This window comes from Allobosea sp. GW821-FHT03A12 (genome assembly GCF_058986765.1).
On sequence record NZ_JBYSVZ010000002.1, the window covers coordinates 83,782 to 107,835 of the forward strand.

Here is a 24,054-nt window from a genome sequence, read left to right on the forward strand (position 1 = left end):
GGGTGTCTCGGCCGCTTCGGTTGAGCCGGGTTCCTTAAGCAATCAGGGTCAAGCTGCCGCCAAGGCGATCGGCTTGCTGCAGGCGCGGAGCGATCCGCGCAGCGGTCGGCTTGTCGGCGCAGCGTTCCGCCCGCATAACCATGAGACGATGAACTTCAGCTCGCGCCTTTTCGACCGGATCAGGATCGGCCCTTCCGAGGCGGAAGAGGTGGTCGAGGCCGATGCGCGCCGGTGCGACCATCCCGGCTGCGCGAAGGCGGGCGAGTTCCGCGCGCCGATGGGACGCGGCAAGGAAGGCAAGTTCTTCCAGTTCTGCCTCGAGCATGTGAAGGCCTACAACGCCACCTACAACTACTTCGCCGGCATGAACGACGAGGCGCTCGCGGCCTACGCCAAGCAGGAGGAGATCGGCCACCGGCCGACCTGGAAGCTCGGCGTCAATGCCAGCGCCGCCCGGATGGCGCAGCGCGGGCGCGGAGCCGGCGGGCCGGACATGCAGGACGCCTTCAATCTGTTCCGAGGCCGCGCCGGCGGCGAGCAGGAGCGGGCCGAGCCCAGGGTCGGCGTCCTCGCGAAGAAGGCGCTGGAGACGCTCGACCTCGACGAGAGCGCCGACCGCGTCGCGATCAAGGCGCGCTACAAGGAACTGGTGAAGCGCTTCCACCCCGACGCCAATGGCGGCGACCGCTCGCGCGAAGGCCGGCTGCAGGAAATCCTCAAGGCCTACCAGACGCTGAAGAGCAGCGGGCTGGTTTAGCGCGATCCCAGGACATCGTAGACTCAGGAGCCGGCGGAGAGGCCATGACGACGGATTCGCAGGTGATCGCCCCCACCGATGCCGATGAGCGCCGGCGCAAGCCACCTGTCGTGGTCTATCCAAATGGCAGCCTGCCCGGCGCCGACATGGCGATGCTGGCGCGTGCGCGCCAGACCTTGACCAAGCGCGACGAGATCATCGTGCCGCCGCGCGAGGCCGGCAGCTTCCGCGTACCGAGGGGGCATTTCTTTCGGGTCGTCAGCATCGAGGGGCCGCAAGTCGGCGACCTCAATCTCTGGAACGCGGATGACCTAGACGAGCGCTTCTTCAGCGGCAAGACGCGCGCCCTGAACGCGACCCATGTCGGGCTGGGCGACCGGCTCTGGAGCAGCCTGCCGCATCTGCGGCCGATGGCGACGATCACCCATGACACGCTCGGCTGGTATGGCTTCGACCAGGACGGCGCCGGCGTGCACGACGTGATCGGCACGCGCTGCGACCCCTATACTCACCGGCTGCTCGGCGATGGCGGCGACTACCATCATTGCTGCCATTCGAACCTCGCCCGTGCATTGGGGCAGGCGAGGGGGCTGCCGGCGCGCGAGGTCGAGCATCACGTCCACGACGTGCTCAACGTCTTCATGTGCACGGGCTTCACCCGGGACACGCAGCAGTATTTCATGAAGGCGAGCCCGGTCCGGCCGGGCGACTTCCTCGAGCTCTTCGCCGAGATCGAACTGCTGGGTGCGATCTCGGCCTGCCCAGGCGGCGATTGCGGCCAGACGCATTCGAGCGACGTCGCAATCTGCCACCCGCTCAAGGTCGAGATCTACGAGGCCGATCCGGCGACGCTCGCAGGCTGGACCTCGCCGCCGCGCAACCCCTACGGGCGCAGCCACGGCGAGCAGGGCTGAATTTCGTCATTGCGAGGAGCATAGCGACGAAGCAATCCAGGGCGGCAGAACTCTACGTCCCCTGGATTGCTTCGCTTCGCTCGCAATGACGGAAGCCCGCTTCAGTTCTTCAGCAGCGAGTTCATCCCGTCGGTGTCGAGATTGTCGGAGCCGCGCAGGCTGCTGCGCTCGGTCGAGCTCGGCTGGTCGTCCTGGCCGCCGCCCGAGGCGACCGAACCGCCGCCATCCGCGGCCGGGGCCTGTCCGCCCGCGCCCGCCATCTTGCGCAGCAGCGGGCTGGCCTGGAGCAGCGCGGTCATGCTGGTCGCGGTGTTGTAGCTGTTCGGGTCGTTAGGGGCGAGGCCGCCCTGCTTGTGCAAGGCGATGCCAGCATTGCTGGCGTTATAGAGCAGCGAGCCGGACGAGCCGCCGAGCGTGTCGCAGCGATGGCGCAGTTCGGCCGCATCGCCCTGCTGGCGCGTCGCCATGCAGCGGAACCGGCTCATCACCTTCGGCCGGCCGGCCGGGTGGTGGATCACCATCAGCGACGGCGCACCGCCCGACGGCGTCGCGGCGAGCTTGACCGAACCGTAGGTCGCGGTCGGATTACCCTTCGCCTTGGCGATGGCGTAGTCGAGATTGGCGTTGAACTCGACCGGCTTGGGGTCGAGCTCGAAGACCTTGGCGCCTTTGCCGTCCTGCGTCAGGAAGTCCATGACGATGATGGCGCGCACCGGCGTCATCTCGCCACTCTGCGGCAGGCAGTGGTGGTTGGTGAGGACATAGTCGCCCGGCAGCAGCTCGCCGGTGCAGTGGGCGCCGGACTGCTTGCCGGTCTTGTTGTCCTTCAGGAGGATGTCGAGGCGCCCGATGGGCTTGGCCATCTTGGCGAGCGGATCGCGCTGATCGAGTTCCGCGATCGGCTCGAAGGCGCCCTTGTTGTTCTCGATCTGGGTCGCGGCGTCGCCGGTGCTCTGCCGGCGCGGCATGCTGACCTTGCCGAAGTCGCTCGGGTCGAAGCCCATCGTCTGGGCCGCGGCGGGCCCCGCGAGGGCAAGGCCCATGGCGCCGATGAAGGCGGCGCGAATAGTGGTCCCGGTCAAATTGGTCTGCAGCCATGCGGGCATGCGCTCATTCCTCTCCTCAGCGAATCCCTTTGCGGCCCTGGCGGCTGCCGCCTTTCAGCTCGATCAGCGCCAGGATTGTGGCGGCAATCGAGCAGTTTCGGGACGATAGTCATCCGCACGCGCTTGGGGAAGCCTGAGCGCTTTTCGCGCCGGCGGAGAGTTGGGGACGGCGGTCGGATCACAGGCTTTGCGCGATTTACTAGCGCGCGTCATCCCGGGCGGAGCGTAGCGTAGACCCGGGATCCATGCCGGAACCTCTTTCGGAAAGGCTCAGGAATGGATCCCGGATCGGCGCGGCTATCGCCGCTTGTCCGGGATGACAATGATCTGTGTCGAGCCCCCACCTATTGGGAACGCGAGTATCCCAGCACTCAGCCCTTCTTCGCCGCCAGTCCCGCGACGTCGCCGATGATGCCGTCGAGGGCGAAATCCTTGGGCGTGTAGACCCTGGCGACGCCCATATTGCGCAGCGCGTTCTCATCATCGGGCGGGATGATGCCTCCGACCACGACGGGAACGTCCATGCCGGCGACGCGCAGGCGGGCGGTGACGTCGCGCACCAGCGGCAGATGCGAGCCGGAGAGGATGGAGAGCCCGATGATATCGGCTTCAGTCTCCTTCGCCTGCGTCACGATCTCCTCGGGCGTCTGGCGGATGCCGCCATAGGAGACCTGCATGCCGGCATCGCGGGCACGCACCGCGATCTGCTCGGCGCCGTTCGAGTGGCCGTCGAGCCCGGGCTTGCCGACGAGGAAGCGCGGTGGGCGGCCGAGGCGCTCGGTCGCCTTGGCGACGGCGGCCTTGACGGTGGCGAGGCCGGCATCGTCGCCGAGCTTGGTGGTGTCGACGCCGGTCGGGGCGCGGTATTCGCCGAAGATCTCGCGCAGGGTCTGCGCCCATTCGCCGGTGGTGACGCCAGCCTTGGCGCAGGCGATCGAGGCCGGCATGACGTTGCGGTCTTCTTTCGCCGCGCTGGCGAGTTCTGAGAGCGCGGCCTCGACCGCCTTGCCGTCGCGCGCCGCGCGCCAGGCTTTCAGCCGGCCGATCGCCTCGATCTCGACCGAATCCGGCACGGTGACGACGGCGCCGTCGCCGGCCGATAGCGGCGAGGGCTCGCTGGTGGTGAACTTGTTGACGCCGACGACAATTTGCTCGCCGCGTTCGATCGCCTCGATGCGCTTGGCGCCGTTCTCGACCAGCGCCATCTTCATATAGCCGCTCTCGACGGCGGCAAGCGCGCCGCCCATGGCGTCGATCTTCGCCAGCTCCTCCAGCGCGGCCTCCTTCAGCGCCTCGACCTTGGCGTCGATCTCCTTCGAGCCGTCGAAGATGTCGCCGAATTCGAGCAGGTCGGTCTCATAGGCCAGCACCTGCTGCATGCGCAGCGACCATTGCTGGTCGAAGGGGCGGGGCAGGCCGAGCGCCTCGTTCCAGGCCGGCAATTGCACGGCGCGGGCGCGGGCTTTCTTCGACAGCGTCACCGCCAGCATCTCGATCAGGATGCGGTAGACATTGTTCTCGGCCTGCGGCTCGGTCAGCCCGAGCGAATTGACCTGGACGCCATAGCGGAAGCGGCGATGCTGCTCCTCCAGCACGCTGAAGCGCTTCAGCGTGATCTCGTCCCAGAGATCGACGAACGCCCGCATCTTGCAGAGCTCGGTGACGAAGCGCATGCCGGCATTGACGAAGAAGGAGATGCGGCCGACGACGCTGCCGAACTCCTCGGGCGCGACCTCTGGCCGGGCTCTGATCGATTCCAGCAGGGCGATCGCGGTCGCCAAGGCGAAGGAGAGCTCCTGCACCGGCGAGGCGCCGGCCTCCTGCAGATGATAGGAGCAGACGTTCGTCGGATTCCATTTCGGCAATTCGCGCGCCGTGAACACCACGATGTCGGTGGTCAGCCGCATCGAGGGGCGCGGCGGGAAGACGTAGGTTCCGCGCGACAGGTATTCCTTGACGAGGTCGTTCTGGGTCGTGCCCTGCAAGGCGGCTCGGTCGGCACCCTGCTCGTCGGCGGTGGCGATGTAGAGCGAGAGCAGCCAGGCCGCCGTCGCGTTGATCGTCATCGAGGTGTTCATCTGCGCCAGCGGGATCTCAGCGAACAGCGCCCGCATGTCACCGAGATGGGTGATCGGCACGCCGACCTTGCCGACCTCGCCGCGCGACAGGACATGGTCGGGGTCGTAGCCGGTCTGGGTCGGCAGATCGAAAGCGACGGAGAGGCCGGTCTGGCCCTTGGCGAGATTGGTCCGGTAGAGCTTGTTCGATTCGGACGCGTCGGAATGGCCGGCATAGGTCCGGAAGATCCAGGGCTTGTCGCGCTGGGTCTGGTTCCGAAGCGGATCGATCGCGTTCATGGTCGCTCCCTGCCGTGCCGTCTTGATGTGCTCGTGCAATCTCGATTGTTGCACTGCAGCGAAGATAACGCCAGTGGGACGGCTCGTCGTCTACGACATTGGGCGGAGGCTCGAGCTGGATTGCGGTGGCCAGGATCGGGACACGCGAGGGTTGCGGCCAGGGCATGCGTGATCGGCCATCCTGTCGATTGACGGTCTTCCGCTCTCCTCCGCAGATTGCGCCCAGCCGCAGGGAGGTCCCTGCGCAAGATCAAGCGACGCACCCGACGCAACACGCCCTGCCAACAGGCAGGATGGCGCGTGGCGGTGACGTCGCTGCACTGGAGGAAACCGATGTCGAAAGCGATCATGCTCGCTGCCGCGTTCACCGCGGTCCTGGCGCCGGCCGCCCTGGCTCAAGCGCCGGCCGGCGACCGTTGGACGATCATTCATGCGGGCTCGGTGCTCGCGGTTCCCGGCATGCCGGCCCGCGGCAAGACCAGCCTGATCATCAAGAACAGCCTGATCCAGGAGCTGAGGGACGGTTTCGTCGCGGCCGACAGCATCGGCGCGCCGGCGCAAGCGGTGACGGTCGTCGATCTCGGCGACCGCTATGTCTTGCCGGGCCTGATCGACTCCCATGTCCACATCACCTCGGAGCGGGCGCGCGATACCGAACTCCAGCGCGTCAAGAAGACCGGCGAGAACGTCGCGCTCGACGGCGTGGTCTATGCCCGGCGCACGCTCGATGCCGGCTTCACCACGGTGCGCGATCTCGGCTCGCGCGGGGCGCCGGCGCTCGCTTTGCGCGACGCGATCCGCAAGGGGCAGGTGCCCGGGCCAAGGATCGTTACGGCCGGCCAGTCGATCTCGGCCACCGGCGGCCATTCCGACATCAACGGCTTTGCACCGGATGTCTTCCCCGAGCTCGGCGACAATATCTGCAATGGCCGCGAGCAGTGCCGCCATGCGGCGCGCAACCAGATCAAGCGCGGCGCCGACGTGATCAAGATCACCGCGACCGGCGGCGTGCTCAGCAACACGGCGGCCGGCACCGGCAAGCAGATGTTCGACGACGAGATCGAAGGCGTTGTCGAAGCCGCCCATGCCATGGGGCGCAAGGTGGCGGTGCACGCTCATGGCGCCGATGGCGTCAACGCGGCGCTGCGAGCCGGCGTCGACTCGGTTGAGCACGGCACCTATCTCAACGACGAGTCCATCGCCCTGTTCAAGAAGAGCGGTGCCTATCTCGTCCCGACCGTGCTCGCCGGCGCGACCGTGGTGAAAATGGCGGACGAAGAAGGCTTCCTGCCGCCGGCGGTGCGCGACAAGGCGCGCCAGGTCGGCCCGTTGATGCTCGACATGCTCGGGCGCGCCTATCGCGGCGGCGTCAAGATCGCCTTCGGCACCGATACCGGCGTCAGCGAGCACGGCAACAATGCCGAGGAGTTCGCGCTGATGGTCAAGGCCGGCATCCCCGCCGATATCGCCATCCGGATGGGCACCGTCGATGCCGCCGACCTGCTCGACCTCTCCAAGCAGATCGGCACGCTCGAGCCCGGCAAGGCTGCTGACGTGATCGCCGTCGCTGCTGATCCAACCAAGGACATCACCGAATTGCAGCGCGTGCTGTTCGTGATGAGCAATGGCCGGGTGCATAAGGCGGCGCCGGCCAAGGTCGCGGCGAAGTAGGCGCGAGCAGCATCAGTCCCGGTCCGCCTCGCGTGCGGACCGGGCGGGCTGCGCCTTCCGGACCTGGGCCGTACCGGGGACGTTCAGCAACCGGTTCGAGCTCTGCGTATCCAGGATGACCATAGTCGAGGTCTCGGCGACGCAGGGGATCGCCTGCAGGGCCTCGCTGATGAAGGTGCGGAGCGCCTCGATATCCTTGACCCAGACGCGCAGGAGATAGTCGACATTGCCGGTAACCAGCAGGCATTCGGTGATCTCGGGCTGGTCGCGGATCGCGCTCATGAATTGCTCGGCGGCGTCCGGGCTCTGCTTGGCGAGCTTGACGCTGACCATCACGCAGATGCTGAAGCCGAGCGCCGCCGGGCTGATCTTCGCCGCATAGCCTTCGATGACGCCGGCCTCCTCAAGCCGCTTGATGCGGCGGGCACAGGGTGTCGGCGAAAGGCCGACCGCTTCGGCGAGATCGAGATTGGAGATGCGGCCATTCTGCTGAAGTGCGGCCAGGATCTTCCGGTCGATGCGATCCAGTTCGATCATGAGCGAGTTTCACTCCATATTTTCTCTTCCTGGGCGATAAGTCGCGCCAATTAGAAGATGTGCTCGATCATTGCACGGATTCGCTCGCTTCGAGAGTGCTAAACCTTCACAAGCGGCCGCTTCGGCCGAAACGAGGATGGTGCAGGCGTCATGGTGACATCGGATGCGCGGCGGCCGGCTTTCGCCAGCTGGCTCTCGACCGGCAACAGCATCACCCAGCAGTTCATGGCGATCGGCGGGCGGCCGGATGTCGTCAGCCTCGCCGGCGGATTGCCGGCTTCCGAGATCTATCCGGTCGAGGCGATCGCCGCGGCGCAGGAGCGGGCGCTGACGCGCTGGGGCATGCAGATCCTCGAATATGGCGCGATCGAAGGCCTGCCGGCGCTGCGGGCGGCGATCGCCGAGCGCTTCAGCGCGACGACCGGCCGCCGCTTCGGGCCGGAGAATGTGCTGCTGACGACAGGCGCGATGCAGGGGCTCGACCTCGTCGGCAAGGCGCTGGTCGATCCTGGCGAGATGATCCTCTCGCAATTCCCGACCTATCTCGGCGCGCTCGACGCCTGGCGCCCGCGCATGCCACGCTATGAGAGGCTCGACTGGAGCCTGCAGGCGCCCGGCCACGATGCGGCGCTACGCCAGGCAAAATTCGTCTATGCCGTGCCGAACTATTCCAACCCGACCGGCGTGCTGGTGCCGCAAGATGAGCGTGCCACTCTGCTCGACAAGGTCGAGGCGGCCGGGACCTGGCTGCTCGAGGACGACCCTTACCTGCCGCTGCAATTCGATGGGCCGGCCGGGCCGAGCCTTCTCGCCCACCACGCACAGCGCCATCCGAACGGCGCCTATGCCGGGCCGGTGATCTATCTGGGCACGCTGTCGAAGAGCCTGGCGCCGGGCCTGCGCGTCGGCTGGGTCGTGGCCGAGGCGTCGCTCATCTCGACGCTCGCGCTGGCCAAGCAGTCGACCGATATCGCCTCCAGCCTGCTGACGCAGGCGATCGCGCTGGAGATGATCGAGAGCGATTTCGGGGCGCAGCACATCCCGAAGATCGTCGCGACCTATCGCGAGCGCCGCGACGCCCTGTGCGCTGCTGCGGCGACACATCTCTCCGACTGGTTCGAGTGGGAGGTGCCGCCGGGCGGTATGTTCGTCTGGATGCGAGCGAAGGATGAGGCGATCGACACCGATGCGCTCTATGCCCACGCTCTGGCCGAGAACGTCGCCTTCGTGCCGTCGAGCGTGTTCGATCCCTCAGGTACGCTGAAGAGCGCGATGCGGGTCAATTTCACCCGCTCTTCGCCGGAGGTGCTGGTCGAGGGCGTGCGCCGGCTGGAGCGGGCGGTGCGCCGCCTGCTCGCCGAGCGGCCCGGCCGGGCAGCCTGAATCTGATAAACAAGAAAACCGAGGAACCGCCGATGCCGACCCGTCTCGCCACGCCTGCCCATCCGCGCCTGCCGCAAGCCCTGATCGGCGCCTGGCAGGCGGTGCCGAGCTCGGTGATCGCCGACCAGCTCGGCGGCACCGGTCACGCCGATCCGGCTATCCGGCCGACACGGCCCTTCGCCCCAGGCAAGCGCTTGGTCGGCCAGGCGATCACCGCTTGGTGCGAGCCGGCCGATTACGGGCCGGTGCATCATGCGATCAGCGTCGCCGAGCGCGGCGACGTCATCGTCGTCGCGGCCGGTGGGCGCAAGGACGCCGCGATGATCGGCGATCTGCTCGGCGGCGCCGCCCGGCGCAAGGGCATCGCCGGCGTCGTCGTCGATGGCGCGGTGCGCGATGTCGGTCCGGTCTCGCAATGGCCCGACTTCGTCTTCTTCTCGCGCTGGATCATGCCGCGCGGCCCGTCCTCGATGGAGCGCGGCATCGTCAACGGGCCGATCGTCTTCGGCGGCGTCGCCGTGCAGCCGCATGATCTCGTCGTCGGCGACGATGACGGGCTCGTCTTCGTCCCGCATGGGCTGGTCGAGGCCAAGCTCGCGCCCTGTCTGGCGCGGGTAAAGGCCGAGGCCGAATGGGAAGTGCTGCTTGCCGGCGGCGCCTCGACGGTCGAGACCTTCAAGGTGCCGCCGATGGAGAAGCTCTGAGCGGGTTCAGAAGCTCTCGACCCAGGGCCGGAGCTCGACCTCGAGCGACCAGGCGCTCCGCCCCTGCAGGAGCACGTCGAGATAGCTCTGGGCGATAGCGTCCGGGTCGAGCGTGTCGTCATCGGTGTCCGGGTGGCGGGTGCTGCGCACCGCGCCGTCGATGACGAAATGCGCGACATGGATCCCCTTCGGTCCAAGCTCGCGGGCGGCGCTCTGGGCGAGGCCGCGCAGGGCGAACTTGCCCATGGCGAAGGGGGCCGACAGCGCGAAGCCCTTGATGCCGGCGGTCGCGCCCGTCAGCAGGATGGCGCCGCGGCCATGCGGCTGCATGCGTTTCGCCGCCTGCTGCGTCACCAGGAAGGCGCCATAGGCGGTGACGGCGAGCGCCTGGGCGACCGCGGCGGGATCGAGTTCGGCGATCGGCCCGCGCAGCCGGCCGCTGGCATTGTAGATGACGACGTCGGGCTCGCCGATTTGGGCGTCGGCAGCCTCGAACAGGCTGGCGACGGCGGCCGGATCGGCGGCATCGACCTGGAAGGTCGCGGCGCCAATCTCCGCCGCGAGCCCGGCGAGCTTTTCGGTGTTGCGGGCGGCGAGGCCGACCTTGACGCCTTGCGCCGCGAGCGCACGCGCAACCGAGGCGCTGATGCCGGAGCCGGCGCCGACGATCAGGGCGCTGCGATAGGGCAGGGAGGTCATCGCGGGTCTCCGTTCAGGCGGCCGCAGGTATGGGCTTGGGCTCGCCGCCGCGCATCATGATGCAAAAGCCGGCGGCGAAGAGGCAGAGCGCGCCGGCGATGAAGAAGGCCGGCAGGTAGCTGTCATAGACGGTGCGGCTGAAGCCGGCGCCATAGGCGGCGAAGGCGGCGCCGAGCTGGTGGCCGGTGAAGATCCAGCCGAAGACCAGCGTCGCCTTCTCGCCGAAGCGGTCGGCGGCGAGCTTGATCGTCGGCGGCACGGTCGCCACCCAGTCGAGCCCGTAGAAGATCGCGAAGATCGAGAGGCCGTAGAAGGAGAAGTCGGTGAAGGGCAGGAAGAGCAGCGAGAGCCCGCGCAGGCCGTAATACCAGAACAGCAGCCAGCGGCTGTCATAGCGGTCCGAGAGCCAGCCGGAGCCGACCGTGCCGAGGAAGTCGAAGATGCCGATCACCGCGAGCACGCTCGCAGCCGTCACCGCCGCCATGCCGTAATCGCCGCAGAGCGAGACGAAATGGGTCTGGACCAGCCCGTTGGTGCTGGCGCCGCAGACGAAGAAGGTGCCGAACAGGATCCAGAAGGTGCTGGTCTTCGCCGCATCGCGCAGCGCCACGATCGGGGAGGCGAGCATCGCTCCGAGGCTGGCGGGCTGCGCAGGGGCCGGCACGATCTGCGTTGCGCCATAGGGGGCTAGGCCGACATCGACCGGCCGGTCGCGCATCAGAGCGAGAATACCGAGCGCCGCGAGCGCGATCATGCCGAGCACGAAGGTCATGGCGGCGCGCCAGCCGACCTGCTCGGTCAATGCCGCGAGCAAAGGCAGGAAGACGAGCTGGCCGGTCGCGGTGCTGGCGGTGAGCAGGCCGACGACCAGGCCGCGGCGCTGCACGAACCAGCGGGTCGCGACGGTGGCGCCGAGCACCATCGCTGTGAGGCCGGTCCCGAAGCCGAGGACGAAGCCCCAGAGCAGCACCAGCTGCCAGAGCTGCGTCATGAAGAAGGAGCCGATGATGCTCGCCGCGATCAGGCTGAGTGCGACCAGGGCAACAGGGCGGACGCCGAAGCGATTCATGAAGGCGGCAGCGAAGGGCGCCATCAGCCCGAACAGCAGTAGCCGGACGGCCAGCGCCGAGGAGATCTCGGAGGTCGCCCAGCCGAATTCCTTCTGCAGCGGCAGGATTAGCACGCCGGGCGCGCCGACGGCGCCGGCGGTGACCAGCATGGTGAGGAAGGTCACCGCCGCGACGGCCCAGCCATAATGGATGCCGCGGCGGGCGAAGGCGGCGGCGAGGCCGATGGGTTGCGGGTGTTCAGCGAGATCGGTTGGCATCGGGCGTTCCTTATTTGCGGGTATATACCCGCTTACGTTTCAGAAAATCACAGCGAATCGAGCGCGGCGTGCAATTGCCGCATGAAGTCGACGCCGAGGCGGTCGTCGAGGGATTTCTGGGCGCCGTCCCAGAGGGGGGCGCCGTCTTCCAGAACCTTGTGGCCGGCCTCGGTCAGAGTGACCGTGGCTTCGCGCTGGTCCTCGCCGCGGCCGAGTTCGACAAGACCCATCTTCTCGAGCACGCGGACATTGCGGCCGATGGTCGAGCGGTCGAGCTCGACCCGGCGGCCGAGCGCAGTCAGGGTCACCGGCTCGACGCGAGCGATCGAGCGCATCAGGCTGAACTGCGCGATATTGACCCCGACCGGAGCGATCGTCTCGTCATAGAAGGCGATCATCCGGCGCGAGGCCGAGCGCAGGGTCGTGCAGATGCAGGGAACCGACATGGGTTGCGGGTATATGCCCGCGATGCGGGGAATGCAAGAGGCGACTGTCGCTTGCCGGGTCTATTGAGCTCACCGTCCGTCATGCTCGCCCTTGTGGCGAGCATCCACGTCTTGAACGCCCAACTGGTCACTGAGGTGAAGGCGTGGATGGTCGGGACAAGCCCGACCATGACGGCAAGGGCGGATCGTGGAGAGCTAGTTCCGCCCCTCGGGCAGGCGCGGCAGCGGCAGGAACTCGACGCCTTCCTCATGCAGCATCTGGGCGTCCTCGGCGCTGGCCTCGCCATAGATGGCGCGGTTCTCGCTCTCGCCGTGATGGATCTTCAGCGCCTCCTCGGCGAAATTCTTGCCGACGGGCTCGGCGTTGGCGGCGACATGCTCGTGCAGCGCCGTCAGCATGGCGCGAAACGCCATCTCCTTCTCTCCCATCAGCGCGGCCGGCTGGGCTGCGGGGGCAGGGGAGGGAGCGGGGGCAGAAGGCGGTGCAGTGGTCTCCGATGCAGGCGCAGCCGGCCGCGGGCCGCGATCCGTCCGGGCCACGGCCGGGGCCATCACGGCGCGCTCGACCTTGGCGCTGTCGCAGACCGGGCAGGTGACGAAGCCGCGCTTCGCCTGCTCGTCGAAGCTGGCGGAACTCGCGAACCAGCTCTCGAACTCGTGGGCGTTGTCGCAGATCAGGGTGTAACGGATCATGTCAACTCAAAGCCGGCGGTAACGGCTGCAGATAGGGGCGCAGCCGTTCCGCGACAAGTTTCACGCTCACTCGGCCGCGTCGAGCCGTGGCTCTTCGCCCTTGCGGGTCTCGACCGCGAAGGAGCGGGTGTGGCGCAGGGTCGGGATGCGCTGGCGGGCGTCCGCGACCAAAGCAAGGTCGATCTCGGCCATGATCAGCCCGGGCTCGTTGCCGGCCTCGGCCAGAACGCGGCCCCAGGGATCGACGATGATCGAATGGCCATAGCTCTCGCGGCCGTCCTCATGCAGGCCGCCCTGCGCCGCCGAGACCATGAAGGCGCCATTCTCGATGGCGCGGGCCCGTTGCAGCACCTGCCAATGCGCCTCGCCGGTCTGGCGGGTGAAGCAGGCCGGTGCGGTCAGCATGAAGGCGCCAGCCTCGGCCTCGGCCCGGTAGAGATAGGGGAAGCGGACATCGTAGCAGATCGACATGCCAATCAGCCCCCAAGGCGTCTCGACCAAAGTCGCCTGGTCGCCGCCGGAGAAGGTGTTGGATTCGCGCCAGGTCTCGCCATTGGGGAGGTCGACGTCGAAGAGATGGATCTTGTCGTAGCGCGCTGCGATCTCGCCCTGGGGATCGATCATATAGGCGCGGTTGGCGATCTTCTCGCCGGCCCTGACCGAGAGCGAGCCGATCTGCAGCCAGATCCTGGCCTCGCGGGCAGCCTGACGCAGCCCGGCCAGCACGTCGTGCTGATCCTCGCTCTGGCTGATCTCGCGCAGGCGCTTGGTGTCGCGCTCGCAGAGATTGGTGACCTCGGGCGTCTGAACGAACTGCGCACCGGCCGTCGCCGCCTCGCGGATCAGGCGCACCGCGTCGTCGCGATTGCGCAACGGGTCGCGCGTCGAGCGCATCTGGACGCAGGCGGCGGTGAAGCGTGGCGCGGTCATCGGGGCGTTTCCTTCAGGCTGCCTTCAGCAACGGATCGAGCTCGCCGCGGGCATCGAGCGCGTGCAGATCATCCGAGCCGCCGACATGGCGCCCGCCGATGAAGATCTGCGGCACGGAGGTGCGGCCGCCGGCCTTGGCGGTCATCTCCTGGCGCAGCTCCGGCTTGCCGTCGACACCGATCTCCTCGAAGGCGACGCCCTTCTTCGTCAGCAGTGCCTTGGCGGCATGGCAATAGGGGCACCAGCCCGTGGTGTAGATCGTGACCTGCGGCATCTGCCTATCCCGAAAGACTGTTTCGCCTTGCAATATAGGGAGCCGTCACGCTTCCGTCACGACCCGGGCGAAGGTCAGCACGTCGACCGCGCTCGCTCCGCCGCGCAGCAGGGCGCGTGACGCCGCATTGACGGTCGAGCCGGTGGTCAGCACGTCGTCGACGAGGAGGATGCGCCTTCCCTCGACCAGCGGGCGCATCGCCGGCAGCACCTTGAAGGCGCCCTGCAGGTTGTCGGCCCGCTGCGCCCTGGTCAGCCCGACCTGCTGCTTCGTCCGCTTGACGCGGGCGAGCGCCTGCGGCGCGCAAGGGCGACCGGATTGGCGGGAGAGTGCCACCCCCAGCGCCGCCGCCTGGTTGAAGCGCCGCGTCCACAGGCGGAAGCGGTGCAGCGGCACGGGCACGATGAGATCGGCCTCGGCGATCACCTCGCGGCCGGCCTGGGCCATCATCCGCCCGAGCATCAGGGCAAGCTCGGTCCGGTCGCCATATTTCAACCGGTGCACCAATTCGCGCGCCGTGCCGTCGAAGCGGCAGGCAGCGCGGGCGCGGGCAAAGACCGGCGGGTCGGCGATCGCGGCCGGCGAGATCAGCCCCGGTCCGAGATCGACCTCGAAGGGCGTGCCGAGGCGTTCGCAATAGGGGCGCTCGATCAGGCCGAGCCCGCTCCAGCATTGGGCGCAGAGGCCCTGCGCCTCGCTCGTGGCAGCCCGGCAGCCGACGCATGCAGGCGGATAAACCAGGCCGACGGCGCTGCCGACGCCTGCTCGCAGCCAGCTGCGCCCACGCCGCAGCCAGCGCGTGGAGAGGGTTTTTCCCGCCTCTTCGGGATTTTCGGAAAGGCTCATGCGCGATGGGAGCTGCAAAGAGAGTGTCTTCGCTTTCTCGCGAGCGGGGCAGGACGGCACCTGCCAATTCCTGCCAGGTCGCCTATCTTGCTCGCGACGGCTTCGGCCCGCCTCGCGGTGACCGGCGCCATGGATGCCTCCCGCGGCCTTAGCGCCGCTTCGCGACAAGGATCGCCACGATGAGTCATGCCTCCCCCGCCAAGCTGTTCACGCCGTTCCGCCTCGGCGATCTCGAATTGAAGAACCGCGTCGTGATGGCGCCTTTGACCCGCAACCGCGCCAACAAGCACGATGATGCGCCGAACGCGCTCAATGTCGAGTACTACCGCCAGCGCGCCGGCGCCGGGCTGATCATCACCGAGGCGACGCAGATCTCGCAGCAGGGCCAGGGCTATATCTGGACGCCGGGCATTTATCGCGACGCGCAGGTCGCCGGCTGGAAGGCGGTGACCGATGCGGTGCATGCTGCCGGCGGGTTGATCTTCGCGCAGCTCTGGCATGTCGGGCGCGTCAGCCATGTCTCGCTGCAGCCGGGCAACCAGGCGCCAGTCGCGCCCTCGGCCGTGCTGGCCAAGACCAAGACCTATATCGAAAGTGGCTTCGCCGAGGTCTCCGAGCCGCGCGCGCTCGGCCTCGACGAGATCCCCGGCATCGTCGCCGATTTCGTCCGGGCGGCCGAGAACGCCAAGGCGGCCGGCTTCGACGGCATCGAATTGCACGGCGCCCATGGCTACCTGCTCGACCAGTTCCTGCGCGACGGCTCGAACCAGCGGCAGGACGCCTATGGCGGCCCGATCGAGAACCGCGTCCGGCTGACGCTGGAGGTGGTCGACGCGGTGAGCAAGGTGTTCCCGAAGGAGCGCGTCGGCATCCGCATCTCGCCGGTGAGCCCGGCCAACGACGCCCGCGATTCCGATCCGCAGGCGCTGTTCGGCTATCTCGTCGGCGAGCTCGACAAGCGCGGCATCGCCTTCATCCACGTCGTCGAGGGCGCGACGCGCGATGCCCGCGACTACCTGCCCTTCGACTACTTGGCCCTGCGCAAGGCCTTCCGCGGCGCCTACATCGCCAATAACGGCTTCACCCGCGAGCTCGCGATCGAGACGGTCGAGAAGGGCGAGGCCGACCTGATCGCCTTCGGCCGGCTGTTCATCGCCAATCCCGATTTGCCCGAGCGCTTGAAGCTGGATGCACCGCTGAACACGCCGGATGTCGCGACCTTTTATGGCGGCGACGCCAAGGGCTACACCGATTATCCGGCTCTGGTTTCGGCGCAGGGTGTGCAAGCGGCGGAGTAGGGGTAGGGCGATCACCTGCGGACGAGGTCTTTGCTCGTCTGCAGGTTTTTCTTCGTCGACTGCACGGAAGGGCTTGCAGCGCGGGCGAGTGCCGATTATACGGACGGCCTTGCCGCGCTGCTCCCATCGTCTAGCGGTCAGGACGTCGCCCTCTCACGGCGAAAACTGGGGTTCGATTCCCCATGGGAGCGCCACTCTATATTGTTGAAAGCGCAGAGCTTTCTCTCTTGGGCGGCGCTGGAAAACGAAATTTCCCACGCTTTCTTCCCACACTGAGCGCATGTCGGGCCGATCCGGCTGCATACCTCCCGCCCCCTGCATAACGGGCCAGCGCTGCAAGAATATCCGGGTATCCTTTCGCGTGATTGCAGCGCCCACGGGGCACGCGAAAACGCCTGTCAGCTTGTCCGGATCCAGGCTCGCATCGCGGATCGCCTGATGCCAACGCGGCGTGCCGCGCAGTGTGGCGGCTCTGGCATGCATCTGCGCATCGAAGGCGACGGCGGTGCGGGCAAGAGCGCGGCGCCCGCGAGTTGCTGCTCCTTCTTCAGATAGCCTGCCGGGACCCGGGAGCGATCCCGGGCACGTCTTCTCGCATCTGGGCTGCAGCATGCGAAGCTCCGCCGCACAGGGCGCCGACAGCGCAGAGCAGACGGAAGAATGACCGCGTCGAGGCCGGGGAGGAAGAACGGGGATCAGGCATCGAAATGCGACCTACTTCGCTGCGGCAACCGGAAACGCCCAGCTGCCGCTCAAGATCTCTGCACGGGGCCGATACAGACGGATCATGTAGTTCCAACCGTTGGTGATCGGCAGGCAATTGGCTATCTTGCCGTCGCACCCGCCGAACTGGATATCGAAGCTGCCGTCGGCGCTCTTCCTCGCGGTGATATTGTTGAGCGAGTAGGCGTTGAGCTCATTCGGGGTGAAGAAGCCTTCCGCGTTGTAGACCGTGACGGACCAGAAGCCGTCGACCGGAACGCTCGCCGGTACCTTCAGGCCATAGGCGGTCTTGCCGTCGTTCATCTCGGGAAAGACGTTGAGATAGGTGGCCTCTTTCTCGGGATTGCCACCCCAGCCGGAGGCCGCCCCCAGCAGGAAGCGCACTGGATCGACTTCCGCTCGGGTGCCGAACATCCGGTTCTTGTCAGGCAGCGTATCGCTGAGAGCGATCAGCAAATCGCGGACCTTCTTCTGAGTGGCTTGATCCCAGGCCGGCACTTCGAACTTGCCCGGCCCACCCGGCTGCTCGACCTTGATCGCGTCCTGCGCGGCGTGGGCCTGTGCCATGTCTTGCCGGTTCGCCGGGTCGGCGAGTGTGCGGAATGCCACCGCGACATAGCGGGTCCCAATGGCGTCGCGCGTCAGCGTATAGCTGCCCGGCTTATAGGCGACCTGGTGCGTGTACTGGTCCTCGTCGAATACCTGCATCGAGATGAAGCGCTTGCCGGCATCGGGAATCGTAACCGTGACCGGCCCGGCATCGAGGTCGAACACCGCTGACGAGTAGAGCGTGTCTCGGTTGAGACGGATAATCGTCTGCTTGTCGAGCGGCGCGGGCTCACGGGTGTGATCAAACTTGCCGAAGCCTCCGTTCCTGACGATGCCTCCGAAGTAGAGATCGGATTCGGCACGAGCAAAATTCTCGACCGTCACGGGGTTTGCCTTGGACTCGGGCGCCTGGGCTCGAGCGATGCTGACGGCCGAGAGGACGACCGCAGCGGAAAGGGCGAGCGTCTTTCGCATGATTGTTTCCTTTGTCGTCACTTCGCGCGGACTAGCGGCGGCTGTTTCCAGCTTTGCGCGAGCGCTTCCGGCTTCGGCCAGTAGAGCCGAAGAATCGCCCAGAACGACCCGGGCGGCACGGGCAGCCAGTTTGCCTCCAGCTCAGGCCCAGGCGATTCGTGCTGGAGATAGAGAGTGACCCGCCCATCCGGGTCCTTCTTCAGCGAAGGCAGCATCGGCGAATTGATCAGGTACCGGTTGAGCCGGTTCGCGAACAGCAAGCTCTGCGGCAGCTCGTAAACAGTGAGCGACCAAAAGGCGTTGACCGGCAGGTCCTTCGCCGGATCGATCCGCATCGTGTAGCGGCCATTCTTGCCGTCGAACGGCCTGGCTGCGGAATCTGTGTAGTAGACGGGATAGAGCGCCTCTTCCTTGGAGTTTCCGTAGATTCCCAGCGCGGCTCCCGCCATCCGGGCCATATAGTCGTTCTTCAGGAAAGCGCGGGTGCCGAAGCCCTCTGCCGGGGCGCGCTTGCCGGTGTCGAGTTCAGCGGCCTTGAAGGCCGCGAATGCCTTCCAGGCATCGGCCATGCCGTCCTCGAGAGCCTTGCGCCGTTCAGACGTGAGCTTGGCGATATCCAGCGCCTTGCCTGGTCCGACGCCGATGCGTGCTAAGCGCCGCCGCAGGTCGCGTTCGGAAGGGTGCGTCGGGCAGAAGCGCAGGATGAAGTTCAGGATCCGGAAGAACTCGGCCGAGCTGCGCTGCTGCTCGGGTGACAGCGGCTTGGGAAAGTCGATGGCGGGAGCTGCTTTTGGCGCCGGCTTGCCGAGGAATTGCGAGAGCGATTGCACCTTGTAGCCCGCCTGGATCGCCTTGACCTTCTCGATGTCGGCCGCCTCGAAGAGTTGGGTTCGATAGAGCACGAAGGCGAAATCGGTTTCGCAGCGGATCACGCTCTTCACGCCCGCAGGCTTGCGCCCCTTCCAGCTCGGCCCGGCGAGCAGGAAGCTGCCGGCCTCGTTACCGGTGGCGCGGCTGCCGACATAGGCGAAATTGAAGGTGTACTGGTCGATGAATTGCAGCGAGTAGTAGCGCCCGGCATCCACCGCGGGAACGGAGATCACCAGCGGCTCCGCACGTAGGTCGGCGCCGATATAGGAATAGGGCGTGTCCGAGTTCGGCGTCTGGATCGCCTTGTCTTCGGGCGTATAGACGCGCGCCGTGTTGGCGATCACGTTCCAGGGCGCCTTGAACTCGGGCCCGCCGCGATCCGCAAAGTACGAATACTGGATGCGGTAGTTATCGACGAGCGGGAAGCCCCAGATCGTCGCCTCCTTCGCGACCGCCCGCAACGTCTCGGCTTCGGCCGCCGCGGCGGCCGACGGGTTGGCGATCGCGCCGAGCAAGCTCCCCGCACCGATGCCCGCGGCCGACGCGAGCAGAGTCCGTCTGTTGATGTAAACGGTGCTTGCCATGATGCTATCTCCCAGCCGAGGTCCGGACAGCTCAGAAAGGGTTGACGTAGTTGAGGATCGCGATCTGCCGGAGGATCACGCGGCGGATCAGGTGAGCGGGCTTGACCTGATCGGTGAAGATCGCCGCGTCGCCAACGGCGCCTGCGGGAAGCGCATCGGCGAAGTCTGCGTCATCGAGCTTGACCCGCACGACGAAGGGCGCGGCCACGACCGCGCGGGGCGCGATCGCGCTTCCAGACGTCTGAGCCTGCCCGGTCGCGATCGCCTGCAGGACGCTTTCAACCCGCCCGGTCACGATGACGCCAGGCCGCGCCTTGAACGTCAGCTCCACGGGCTGCCCTGGCGCCACATAGCGGATAGCATTTTGATCGATCGAGACGCCGATCATGGTCTTCGAGGTGTCGATGAAGGCCATCACCGGCGCGAGCGGCAGGCTGGCCACCCGTGCCCCCTTCCGCAGGGCGAGATTCGTCACATAGCCGTCGGCCGGTGCGCGGACAGTCGTCTTGTCCAAGTTCCATTGCGCTGCGTCGATCTGTGCACGCAACTGACCGACCTCTGCCTCGCGCTGCTCGACATCGAAGGCCCTGCCGGTACCGCGGCTCTGGAGCTGACTCATTTGCTCGAAGCGCAGCTCGGCGAATGCCAGTTGGGCCTTGAGCGTCTTGACGCTGGACTCGAAGGGCACCGGGTCAATCCGGAAGAGGATATCTCCCTCCTTGGTCGGCCGGTTCGCCTCGACGGGAACATCGATCACCTCGCCCGCGACTGACGGCACGATGGCCACGGAGTTTCGCACGACGAGCGCGGCGCCTTGGGGAGCGCCCCAGTTCATCGGGATGAAGAGGCCGATGAGCAGGAGGAGCAGAACGAGGGCCGGCGAGACCTTCCAGAACAGGTTCAGTCTGACGATCCCGAGCTTCGCCAGCAGGAAGAGCAGGACGAGATAGACGTTGAGGAGGACGATGATCATCGCACGGCCTCCGCATTGCCGGCCGGCCGCAACGGCACGTCGACATAGGCCCAGATCAGCACTACGGGCCACAGCACGAAGCCGAGGAAAAGCGTGACCCAGCCGCCGACGGCGACGGCGCTGGCCCAGGGGTGGCCGCGCCGCCGCGCGATCATGCCGGGAAGCATCGCAAGCAGGACCACGACGACGGCCGAGCTGAACAGCAGCACGACCAGGACGAGCCAGGCGAAGATGTCGAGCATGGACATGATCGTCTCCGGAGGCCCGTCAGAACCGGTAGGTCGCGGCCAGGATCGGGCCGTGCATGGTGGCGTCGTAGAGGAAGCGACCCTTGCGGTAGTCAACGTGCAGGGCGCGATAGCCGGCATGGAACACCCAGTTCTCATTCCACTGGTAGTTCACGGTGCCGAGCGCCTGCCAGGTCAGCCGGGAGCCCGCATCAAAGCCCCCGATATCCCCGATCAGGGTCACACTCCACGGCCCGCCAAGACGAGCGATCAGCCGGGCAGCCACCACCGGATCGAGCCAGTTCTCCGCCTCGGAATGCCGGATGGCGAGATTCAAAGCGCCCGGGCCGATCGTCAGGCGGTTGTCGAGATTCCAGAAGCGCAGGCCCGCGCCGAGGTCGACGTCGAAGCTGGCGTCACTGTAGAGCCGGTACAGGACCGAGGCCTGCACGGTGAGCGTCTGCGAGCGCAGCTTCACGCTGGAGAAATACGGCCCCGGCAGCGTCGTCCCCGACGTCACCTGACTGAGCATGGCGTCGGCGATGAAGCCCCAATTGCCGACCCGCATTTCGGCGACGCCCATCAGCCCGCCGTTGAAGTCCTTCAAGATGTCGCCGAAGCTGAGATCGACCTTAGCTGCCGGCAGCGGCGGCAAGGTCGAGGCGCGTCCATGCAGAGCCGAGGCCCAGCCATACCCGGTGAAGGAAAAGCTCGGAGCAGCAACGGGGGCGAACGAGGATGGGGCTTTCGCAGCAGGCGCGAGATCCGCGGCCGCTGCCGGCAGGCTGCAGACCAAGATCGCTGAGACGGCGAGAATCCGCTTCATGAATTCCTACTCTTCATATGGCTTGGAAGGACCTGGCAGCAGCGCCCGGCGACGCGTCTATTTTGGGCAGACATCCCAGAACCCCTTCGTCCGATCAGCACCGGTGTAGTACCAGCAGTAGCCGGGTGCCGGCGGTGAGCCTGCCCATTTCGCGGCCGCGGCTGCGGAGACGAAGCCGACTGCTGCGCCGGCTGCGGCCGCCATGCCCGGATGCCACCAATAGGACGCTGGCCTGGCCCAGGGGGCCGGAGGAGGCAGCGTGCGCACACCCGGCCGAGGCGGACGCACTGGGCGCGTCGTCACGACGGTACGCCCGCCTGCGACACCGCCACGCGGCCCCCGAACCACGCCCTCACGCACCACGGCGGCGACGGGCGCCACTTGTCCCGGATCGTAGATGGCGGGCATTCCGATCGGCATGGCAGGCGCCGGCGTCGTCACTAGAAGCGCTATGGCGGCCACCGCACCGACCGCCAGACGAGAGCGACTTCGATCAGCCGAATCTGCGACGACTGCTCCGGATAGGCCATGCGACGATGCTTCCGGCGCGCGCCCTTCATAGCGACGCGCATCCGCTTTCCCCCCAGAGCCGCAGGCCATATCCTCCACCGCCTCCGAACGCATCTTGTCGTGCCATGTGTCGAGCGCCGTCCGTCTTGCGCGAAACCAGAAACAAGAAGGTCGCGGCGTTGTGGCAGTGGTATAAGCGCACGGAAAAAGCGTATTTGTCCGAAATCGGACAAAGCTGAGACCTTCCATGGAGCGCATCAGTAGGGCTCGTGCCGAGCACGTCATGAGCGAACGTGGCTGGTTGCCGCTGCTGCCGGAGGCATTCCGGACCGAAGTGCTGCGGCGCTCGGTCTTGCTGCATTTCGCTCCGGGCGAGTCGGTGTTTCGCCTCGACGATCCTGCCGGCGGCGTTTACGGGCTCGTGTCTGGCACTGTGAGCATCAGCCTTGCGCCCGACGGCGCGACGCCACGCCTGATCCTTCTGGGAGTTCCAGGCCGTTGGACCGGAGAAGGCTGCTTCCTCACGCGCAAGCCGCGAAGGGGCGAACTCAGGGCCGTGGTCGAGACCACGATGCTGCACCTTCCCCTCGACGCGATGGATCAGATGGCTGCGCGCGATCCGGCGGTGGTGCACCATGTCGCGATCATGCTGATGATGAACGTCGAGTTCCTGTTCCGCGTGATCCACGATCTGCAAAAGCCTGAGGCAGACCGGCGGATCGCTTCGGTGCTTCAGCGCACGACGTGGATCGGAGAGGCGCCGATCCCGCTGACCCAAAGCGAGATCGGTGTGATGGCCAACGCTTCACGCAAGCAGGTCAATGCCGCTATCAAGCGATTCTCCGTGGCCGGATGGCTGACCAACACCTACCGGTCCATCACCATCATAAACCCCGGGGCGCTGCGCCGCTTCGCGGAAGGAGACGGCGCCGACTGATCGCGTACCGGTTCTCCGGCGACGCCTGGCAAGGCGCCAAGCTCGCTCTGCATATCCCGTTTCGAGGACATCATGCCGCCATCCCGACATAGCCTGGCGCAGATCGCACTGTTCCTCGCTCTCATGGCCAACGCGGCTGGCCAGTCGTTCCTGCTCGTGGTGTTACCTCCGCTAGGGAGGCGCCTTGGTTTCTCGGACCTCCAGACAGGAGCAATCCTTTCAGCCTCCGCGCTCTTGCTGATGATCGCGGCGCCGGTCTGGGGATACCTGAGCGAGCGCATCGGGCGGCGCCCCGTCATCATGATTGCCCTCGCTGGCGCGGTGCTCAGTCCCCTTGCATTCGGTTTCATCGTCGAGCGCCGGTCGGGCGGGGCGATAAGCGCTGCTCTGGCGCTTTGGATCTTCGTTGCGGCACGGTCGGCGCAGACGCTGCTATCCGCGGGGCTCCTCCCTGCGTCCCAGGCTTATATTGCGGACATCACGGCACCGGAGGCACGCGCGGGTGGCATGGGCGTCCTCGGCGCAGCGTACGGGCTCGGGGCAATCATCGGTTCGGCGTTTGCATGGCGTATCGGAGGCGGTAACGCGGCGCTGGCCTTCCTGCTCGTCGCGGGTCTCGCCGGCTTGGCACTGATGAGCGTGACATTACTGGCTCCAGAGCCGCAGCACGGCGGTCCAGGGGCCGCCGCTCCGGCTGCTGGCCTCAACCTCTCCCGCATCTGGCCGTTCTTCGCCATCACGCTCGTTTCCATATCTGCCCACAGCATTGTGCAGCAGACCGTGGCGCTACGCCTGCAAGATGCGTTCGGTTTCACTTCGGACGCCTCCATCGCCAAGGCCGGGCTGGCGCTGATGGCAACAGCCCTGGCGATGATCAGCGTGCAGGGCGTGGTGTTGCGCATGCTTGCCTTCAAGCCGGAGACGCTGCTCGGTGCAGGTGCGCTGCTGGCGGCCGTGGCCCTGCTGCTGGCTGCATTCGCGCGAAGCTATAACGAGCTGTTCGGCGCGCTCGTTCTGCTCGGCGCTGCGCTCGGGTTGATGCTGCCCGGCAACCTTGCTTCGCTTAGCCTGCGGGCGGGAGTGGATGCCCAGGGAAAGGCTGCGGGCTTCAATGTCGTTGGTCAGGGAATGGGCCTGGCGATAGGTCCGCTTGCCGGGGCTGCCTTACATCAGATATCGCCGCAAATCCCGTTTCTCGCTGCGGCTATTCTTCTAATGGTCGCCTTCACTCTTGCAACCGGTGCGTCGCGGATGCGCGCAATTCCGACCGTTGGCGAAGCTGTTCGATGACAAGAAGCATGGTTATCGACCGAGAAACCCATCCGACGCTGGTCCATGTTCTAGGCGGCGCCGCCACTGCATGACGGCCGAGAGCTGATGTTTCGAACGTCGGCAACCGTGGCGGCTTTTGATCGTGAAGCAGCTTGCGGGCGCATGAG

The 24,054-nt window shown here is 66.7% G+C and carries 23 protein-coding genes and 1 tRNA gene; 9 read left to right on the top strand and 15 right to left on the bottom strand.

Features of this window, described 5'->3' with window-relative positions:
• Positions 1-148 precede the first annotated feature (148 nt).
• Together AC3WLC_RS06970 and AC3WLC_RS06975 are read left to right on the top strand one after the other, a co-directional pair.
• A complete protein-coding gene (locus AC3WLC_RS06970; RefSeq protein ID WP_493683212.1) occupies positions 149-757 on the top strand; it encodes a J domain-containing protein in 609 nt (202 codons plus the stop codon).
• Positions 758-801: 44 nt separating this feature from the next.
• Complete coding sequence (locus tag AC3WLC_RS06975) at positions 802-1,671, top strand: urea carboxylase-associated family protein (protein ID WP_493683213.1); 870 nt, start codon at positions 802-804, stop codon at positions 1,669-1,671.
• A 101-nt stretch (positions 1,672-1,772) separates the two neighbouring features.
• Here the strand turns inward: AC3WLC_RS06975 and AC3WLC_RS06980 are convergent, their stop codons facing one another.
• Together AC3WLC_RS06980 and AC3WLC_RS06985 are read right to left on the bottom strand one after the other, a co-directional pair.
• Entirely contained in the window at positions 1,773-2,777 is a 1,005-nt protein-coding gene (locus tag AC3WLC_RS06980) for a trypsin-like serine peptidase (protein ID WP_493683214.1), read from the bottom strand.
• Between the two features lie 371 nt (positions 2,778-3,148).
• Complete coding sequence (locus AC3WLC_RS06985; protein ID WP_493683215.1) at positions 3,149-5,134, bottom strand: protein meaA; 1,986 nt, start codon at positions 5,132-5,134, stop codon at positions 3,149-3,151.
• Between the two features lie 333 nt (positions 5,135-5,467).
• Between AC3WLC_RS06985 and AC3WLC_RS06990 the strand changes: the two genes are divergently transcribed.
• Positions 5,468-6,805 (top strand): metal-dependent hydrolase family protein, encoded by a 1,338-nt coding sequence (locus AC3WLC_RS06990; RefSeq protein WP_493683216.1) that lies wholly within the window; start codon positions 5,468-5,470, stop codon positions 6,803-6,805.
• Between the two features lie 12 nt (positions 6,806-6,817).
• Here AC3WLC_RS06990 and AC3WLC_RS06995 read toward each other — a convergent pair whose 3' ends face one another.
• Positions 6,818-7,342 carry an Lrp/AsnC family transcriptional regulator gene (locus AC3WLC_RS06995; RefSeq protein WP_493683217.1) on the bottom strand — a complete coding sequence of 175 codons (525 nt, stop codon included), beginning with the start codon at positions 7,340-7,342 and terminating at the stop codon, positions 6,818-6,820.
• Positions 7,343-7,492: 150 nt separating this feature from the next.
• Between AC3WLC_RS06995 and AC3WLC_RS07000 the strand changes: the two genes are divergently transcribed.
• Together AC3WLC_RS07000 and AC3WLC_RS07005 are read left to right on the top strand one after the other, a co-directional pair.
• Positions 7,493-8,725 (top strand): aminotransferase-like domain-containing protein, encoded by a 1,233-nt coding sequence (locus AC3WLC_RS07000; protein WP_493683218.1) that lies wholly within the window; start codon positions 7,493-7,495, stop codon positions 8,723-8,725.
• Between the two features lie 32 nt (positions 8,726-8,757).
• A complete protein-coding gene (locus tag AC3WLC_RS07005) occupies positions 8,758-9,429 on the top strand; it encodes an RraA family protein (protein WP_493683219.1) in 672 nt (223 codons plus the stop codon).
• 6 nt (positions 9,430-9,435) lie between these two features.
• Here AC3WLC_RS07005 and AC3WLC_RS07010 read toward each other — a convergent pair whose 3' ends face one another.
• The 7 genes from AC3WLC_RS07010 to AC3WLC_RS07040 all read right to left on the bottom strand — a co-directional run bounded on the left by AC3WLC_RS07010 (position 9,436) and on the right by AC3WLC_RS07040 (position 14,644).
• Positions 9,436-10,128: an SDR family NAD(P)-dependent oxidoreductase gene (locus tag AC3WLC_RS07010; protein ID WP_493683220.1), complete on the bottom strand. Its 693-nt coding sequence runs from the start codon at positions 10,126-10,128 to the stop codon at positions 9,436-9,438.
• A 13-nt stretch (positions 10,129-10,141) separates the two neighbouring features.
• Positions 10,142-11,455 carry an MFS transporter gene (locus AC3WLC_RS07015; RefSeq protein WP_493683221.1) on the bottom strand — a complete coding sequence of 438 codons (1,314 nt, stop codon included), beginning with the start codon at positions 11,453-11,455 and terminating at the stop codon, positions 10,142-10,144.
• A 47-nt stretch (positions 11,456-11,502) separates the two neighbouring features.
• Entirely contained in the window at positions 11,503-11,901 is a 399-nt protein-coding gene (locus tag AC3WLC_RS07020; protein WP_493683222.1) for a MarR family winged helix-turn-helix transcriptional regulator, read from the bottom strand.
• A gap of 195 nt (positions 11,902-12,096) precedes the next feature.
• A complete protein-coding gene (locus AC3WLC_RS07025) occupies positions 12,097-12,594 on the bottom strand; it encodes a DUF1178 family protein (RefSeq protein ID WP_493683223.1) in 498 nt (165 codons plus the stop codon).
• A gap of 66 nt (positions 12,595-12,660) precedes the next feature.
• Complete coding sequence (locus AC3WLC_RS07030) at positions 12,661-13,524, bottom strand: carbon-nitrogen hydrolase family protein (protein WP_493683224.1); 864 nt, start codon at positions 13,522-13,524, stop codon at positions 12,661-12,663.
• 13 nt (positions 13,525-13,537) lie between these two features.
• Positions 13,538-13,798, bottom strand: a complete 261-nt coding sequence (grxC, locus tag AC3WLC_RS07035) for a glutaredoxin 3 (RefSeq protein WP_092161499.1) — start codon at positions 13,796-13,798, stop codon at positions 13,538-13,540.
• 45 nt (positions 13,799-13,843) lie between these two features.
• Positions 13,844-14,644, bottom strand: a complete 801-nt coding sequence (locus AC3WLC_RS07040) for a ComF family protein (protein ID WP_493683225.1) — start codon at positions 14,642-14,644, stop codon at positions 13,844-13,846.
• A gap of 179 nt (positions 14,645-14,823) precedes the next feature.
• Between AC3WLC_RS07040 and AC3WLC_RS07045 the strand changes: the two genes are divergently transcribed.
• Both AC3WLC_RS07045 and AC3WLC_RS07050 read left to right on the top strand, forming a co-directional pair.
• Complete coding sequence (locus AC3WLC_RS07045) at positions 14,824-15,942, top strand: alkene reductase (protein ID WP_493683226.1); 1,119 nt, start codon at positions 14,824-14,826, stop codon at positions 15,940-15,942.
• Positions 15,943-16,061: 119 nt separating this feature from the next.
• Positions 16,062-16,136: transfer RNA gene (locus AC3WLC_RS07050), tRNA-Glu, on the top strand.
• A 520-nt stretch (positions 16,137-16,656) separates the two neighbouring features.
• Here AC3WLC_RS07050 and AC3WLC_RS07055 read toward each other — a convergent pair.
• Genes AC3WLC_RS07055 through AC3WLC_RS07075 form a run of 5 tightly spaced genes read right to left on the bottom strand, consistent with a single transcriptional unit; the run spans position 16,657 to position 21,168 of the window.
• A complete protein-coding gene (locus AC3WLC_RS07055) occupies positions 16,657-17,688 on the bottom strand; it encodes a DUF1214 domain-containing protein (protein ID WP_493683227.1) in 1,032 nt (343 codons plus the stop codon).
• Positions 17,689-17,705: 17 nt separating this feature from the next.
• Complete coding sequence (locus AC3WLC_RS07060; RefSeq protein ID WP_493683228.1) at positions 17,706-19,142, bottom strand: DUF1254 domain-containing protein; 1,437 nt, start codon at positions 19,140-19,142, stop codon at positions 17,706-17,708.
• 31 nt (positions 19,143-19,173) lie between these two features.
• The gene (locus tag AC3WLC_RS07065) at positions 19,174-20,115 is read right to left on the bottom strand and encodes an HlyD family secretion protein (RefSeq protein ID WP_493683229.1); all 942 of its coding nucleotides are present in this window, start codon (positions 20,113-20,115) and stop codon (positions 19,174-19,176) included.
• Positions 20,112-20,363, bottom strand: coding sequence for a DUF3302 domain-containing protein (locus AC3WLC_RS07070; RefSeq protein WP_493683230.1), 252 nt, complete (start codon positions 20,361-20,363; stop codon positions 20,112-20,114). The genes AC3WLC_RS07065 and AC3WLC_RS07070 overlap by 4 nt, the downstream gene beginning before the upstream one ends.
• A gap of 19 nt (positions 20,364-20,382) precedes the next feature.
• Positions 20,383-21,168 carry a hypothetical protein gene (locus AC3WLC_RS07075; protein WP_493683231.1) on the bottom strand — a complete coding sequence of 262 codons (786 nt, stop codon included), beginning with the start codon at positions 21,166-21,168 and terminating at the stop codon, positions 20,383-20,385.
• A gap of 793 nt (positions 21,169-21,961) precedes the next feature.
• Here AC3WLC_RS07075 and AC3WLC_RS07080 point away from each other — a divergent pair.
• Both AC3WLC_RS07080 and AC3WLC_RS07085 read left to right on the top strand, forming a co-directional pair.
• Positions 21,962-22,615, top strand: a complete 654-nt coding sequence (locus AC3WLC_RS07080) for a Crp/Fnr family transcriptional regulator (RefSeq protein WP_493683232.1) — start codon at positions 21,962-21,964, stop codon at positions 22,613-22,615.
• A gap of 72 nt (positions 22,616-22,687) precedes the next feature.
• Entirely contained in the window at positions 22,688-23,905 is a 1,218-nt protein-coding gene (locus AC3WLC_RS07085; protein ID WP_493683233.1) for an MFS transporter, read from the top strand.
• The last annotated feature ends 149 nt before the right edge of the window (positions 23,906-24,054 follow it).

What these genes read in the sequence shown, in the direction of transcription:
- AC3WLC_RS07030 (WP_493683224.1), bottom strand. Translation starts at nt 13,524, where the DNA reads ATGACCGCGCCACGCTTCACCGCCGCCTGCGTCCAGATGCGCTCGACG.
- AC3WLC_RS07005 (WP_493683219.1), top strand. Translation starts at nt 8,758, where the DNA reads ATGCCGACCCGTCTCGCCACGCCTGCCCATCCGCGCCTGCCGCAAGCC.
- AC3WLC_RS06995 (WP_493683217.1), bottom strand. Translation starts at nt 7,342, where the DNA reads ATGATCGAACTGGATCGCATCGACCGGAAGATCCTGGCCGCACTTCAG.
- AC3WLC_RS07020 (WP_493683222.1), bottom strand. Translation starts at nt 11,901, where the DNA reads ATGTCGGTTCCCTGCATCTGCACGACCCTGCGCTCGGCCTCGCGCCGG.
- AC3WLC_RS07070 (WP_493683230.1), bottom strand. Translation starts at nt 20,363, where the DNA reads ATGTCCATGCTCGACATCTTCGCCTGGCTCGTCCTGGTCGTGCTGCTG.
- AC3WLC_RS06980 (WP_493683214.1), bottom strand. Translation starts at nt 2,777, where the DNA reads ATGCCCGCATGGCTGCAGACCAATTTGACCGGGACCACTATTCGCGCC.
- AC3WLC_RS07000 (WP_493683218.1), top strand. Translation starts at nt 7,493, where the DNA reads ATGGTGACATCGGATGCGCGGCGGCCGGCTTTCGCCAGCTGGCTCTCG.
- AC3WLC_RS07080 (WP_493683232.1), top strand. Translation starts at nt 21,962, where the DNA reads ATGAGCGAACGTGGCTGGTTGCCGCTGCTGCCGGAGGCATTCCGGACC.
- AC3WLC_RS07085 (WP_493683233.1), top strand. Translation starts at nt 22,688, where the DNA reads ATGCCGCCATCCCGACATAGCCTGGCGCAGATCGCACTGTTCCTCGCT.
- grxC (WP_092161499.1), bottom strand. Translation starts at nt 13,798, where the DNA reads ATGCCGCAGGTCACGATCTACACCACGGGCTGGTGCCCCTATTGCCAT.
- AC3WLC_RS07040 (WP_493683225.1), bottom strand. Translation starts at nt 14,644, where the DNA reads ATGAGCCTTTCCGAAAATCCCGAAGAGGCGGGAAAAACCCTCTCCACG.
- AC3WLC_RS07045 (WP_493683226.1), top strand. Translation starts at nt 14,824, where the DNA reads ATGAGTCATGCCTCCCCCGCCAAGCTGTTCACGCCGTTCCGCCTCGGC.
- AC3WLC_RS06990 (WP_493683216.1), top strand. Translation starts at nt 5,468, where the DNA reads ATGTCGAAAGCGATCATGCTCGCTGCCGCGTTCACCGCGGTCCTGGCG.
- AC3WLC_RS07060 (WP_493683228.1), bottom strand. Translation starts at nt 19,142, where the DNA reads ATGGCAAGCACCGTTTACATCAACAGACGGACTCTGCTCGCGTCGGCC.
- AC3WLC_RS07075 (WP_493683231.1), bottom strand. Translation starts at nt 21,168, where the DNA reads ATGAAGCGGATTCTCGCCGTCTCAGCGATCTTGGTCTGCAGCCTGCCG.
- AC3WLC_RS07010 (WP_493683220.1), bottom strand. Translation starts at nt 10,128, where the DNA reads ATGACCTCCCTGCCCTATCGCAGCGCCCTGATCGTCGGCGCCGGCTCC.
- AC3WLC_RS06975 (WP_493683213.1), top strand. Translation starts at nt 802, where the DNA reads ATGACGACGGATTCGCAGGTGATCGCCCCCACCGATGCCGATGAGCGC.
- AC3WLC_RS06985 (WP_493683215.1), bottom strand. Translation starts at nt 5,134, where the DNA reads ATGAACGCGATCGATCCGCTTCGGAACCAGACCCAGCGCGACAAGCCC.
- AC3WLC_RS07025 (WP_493683223.1), bottom strand. Translation starts at nt 12,594, where the DNA reads ATGATCCGTTACACCCTGATCTGCGACAACGCCCACGAGTTCGAGAGC.
- AC3WLC_RS06970 (WP_493683212.1), top strand. Translation starts at nt 149, where the DNA reads ATGAACTTCAGCTCGCGCCTTTTCGACCGGATCAGGATCGGCCCTTCC.
- AC3WLC_RS07055 (WP_493683227.1), bottom strand. Translation starts at nt 17,688, where the DNA reads ATGCGAAAGACGCTCGCCCTTTCCGCTGCGGTCGTCCTCTCGGCCGTC.
- AC3WLC_RS07065 (WP_493683229.1), bottom strand. Translation starts at nt 20,115, where the DNA reads ATGATCATCGTCCTCCTCAACGTCTATCTCGTCCTGCTCTTCCTGCTG.
- AC3WLC_RS07015 (WP_493683221.1), bottom strand. Translation starts at nt 11,455, where the DNA reads ATGCCAACCGATCTCGCTGAACACCCGCAACCCATCGGCCTCGCCGCC.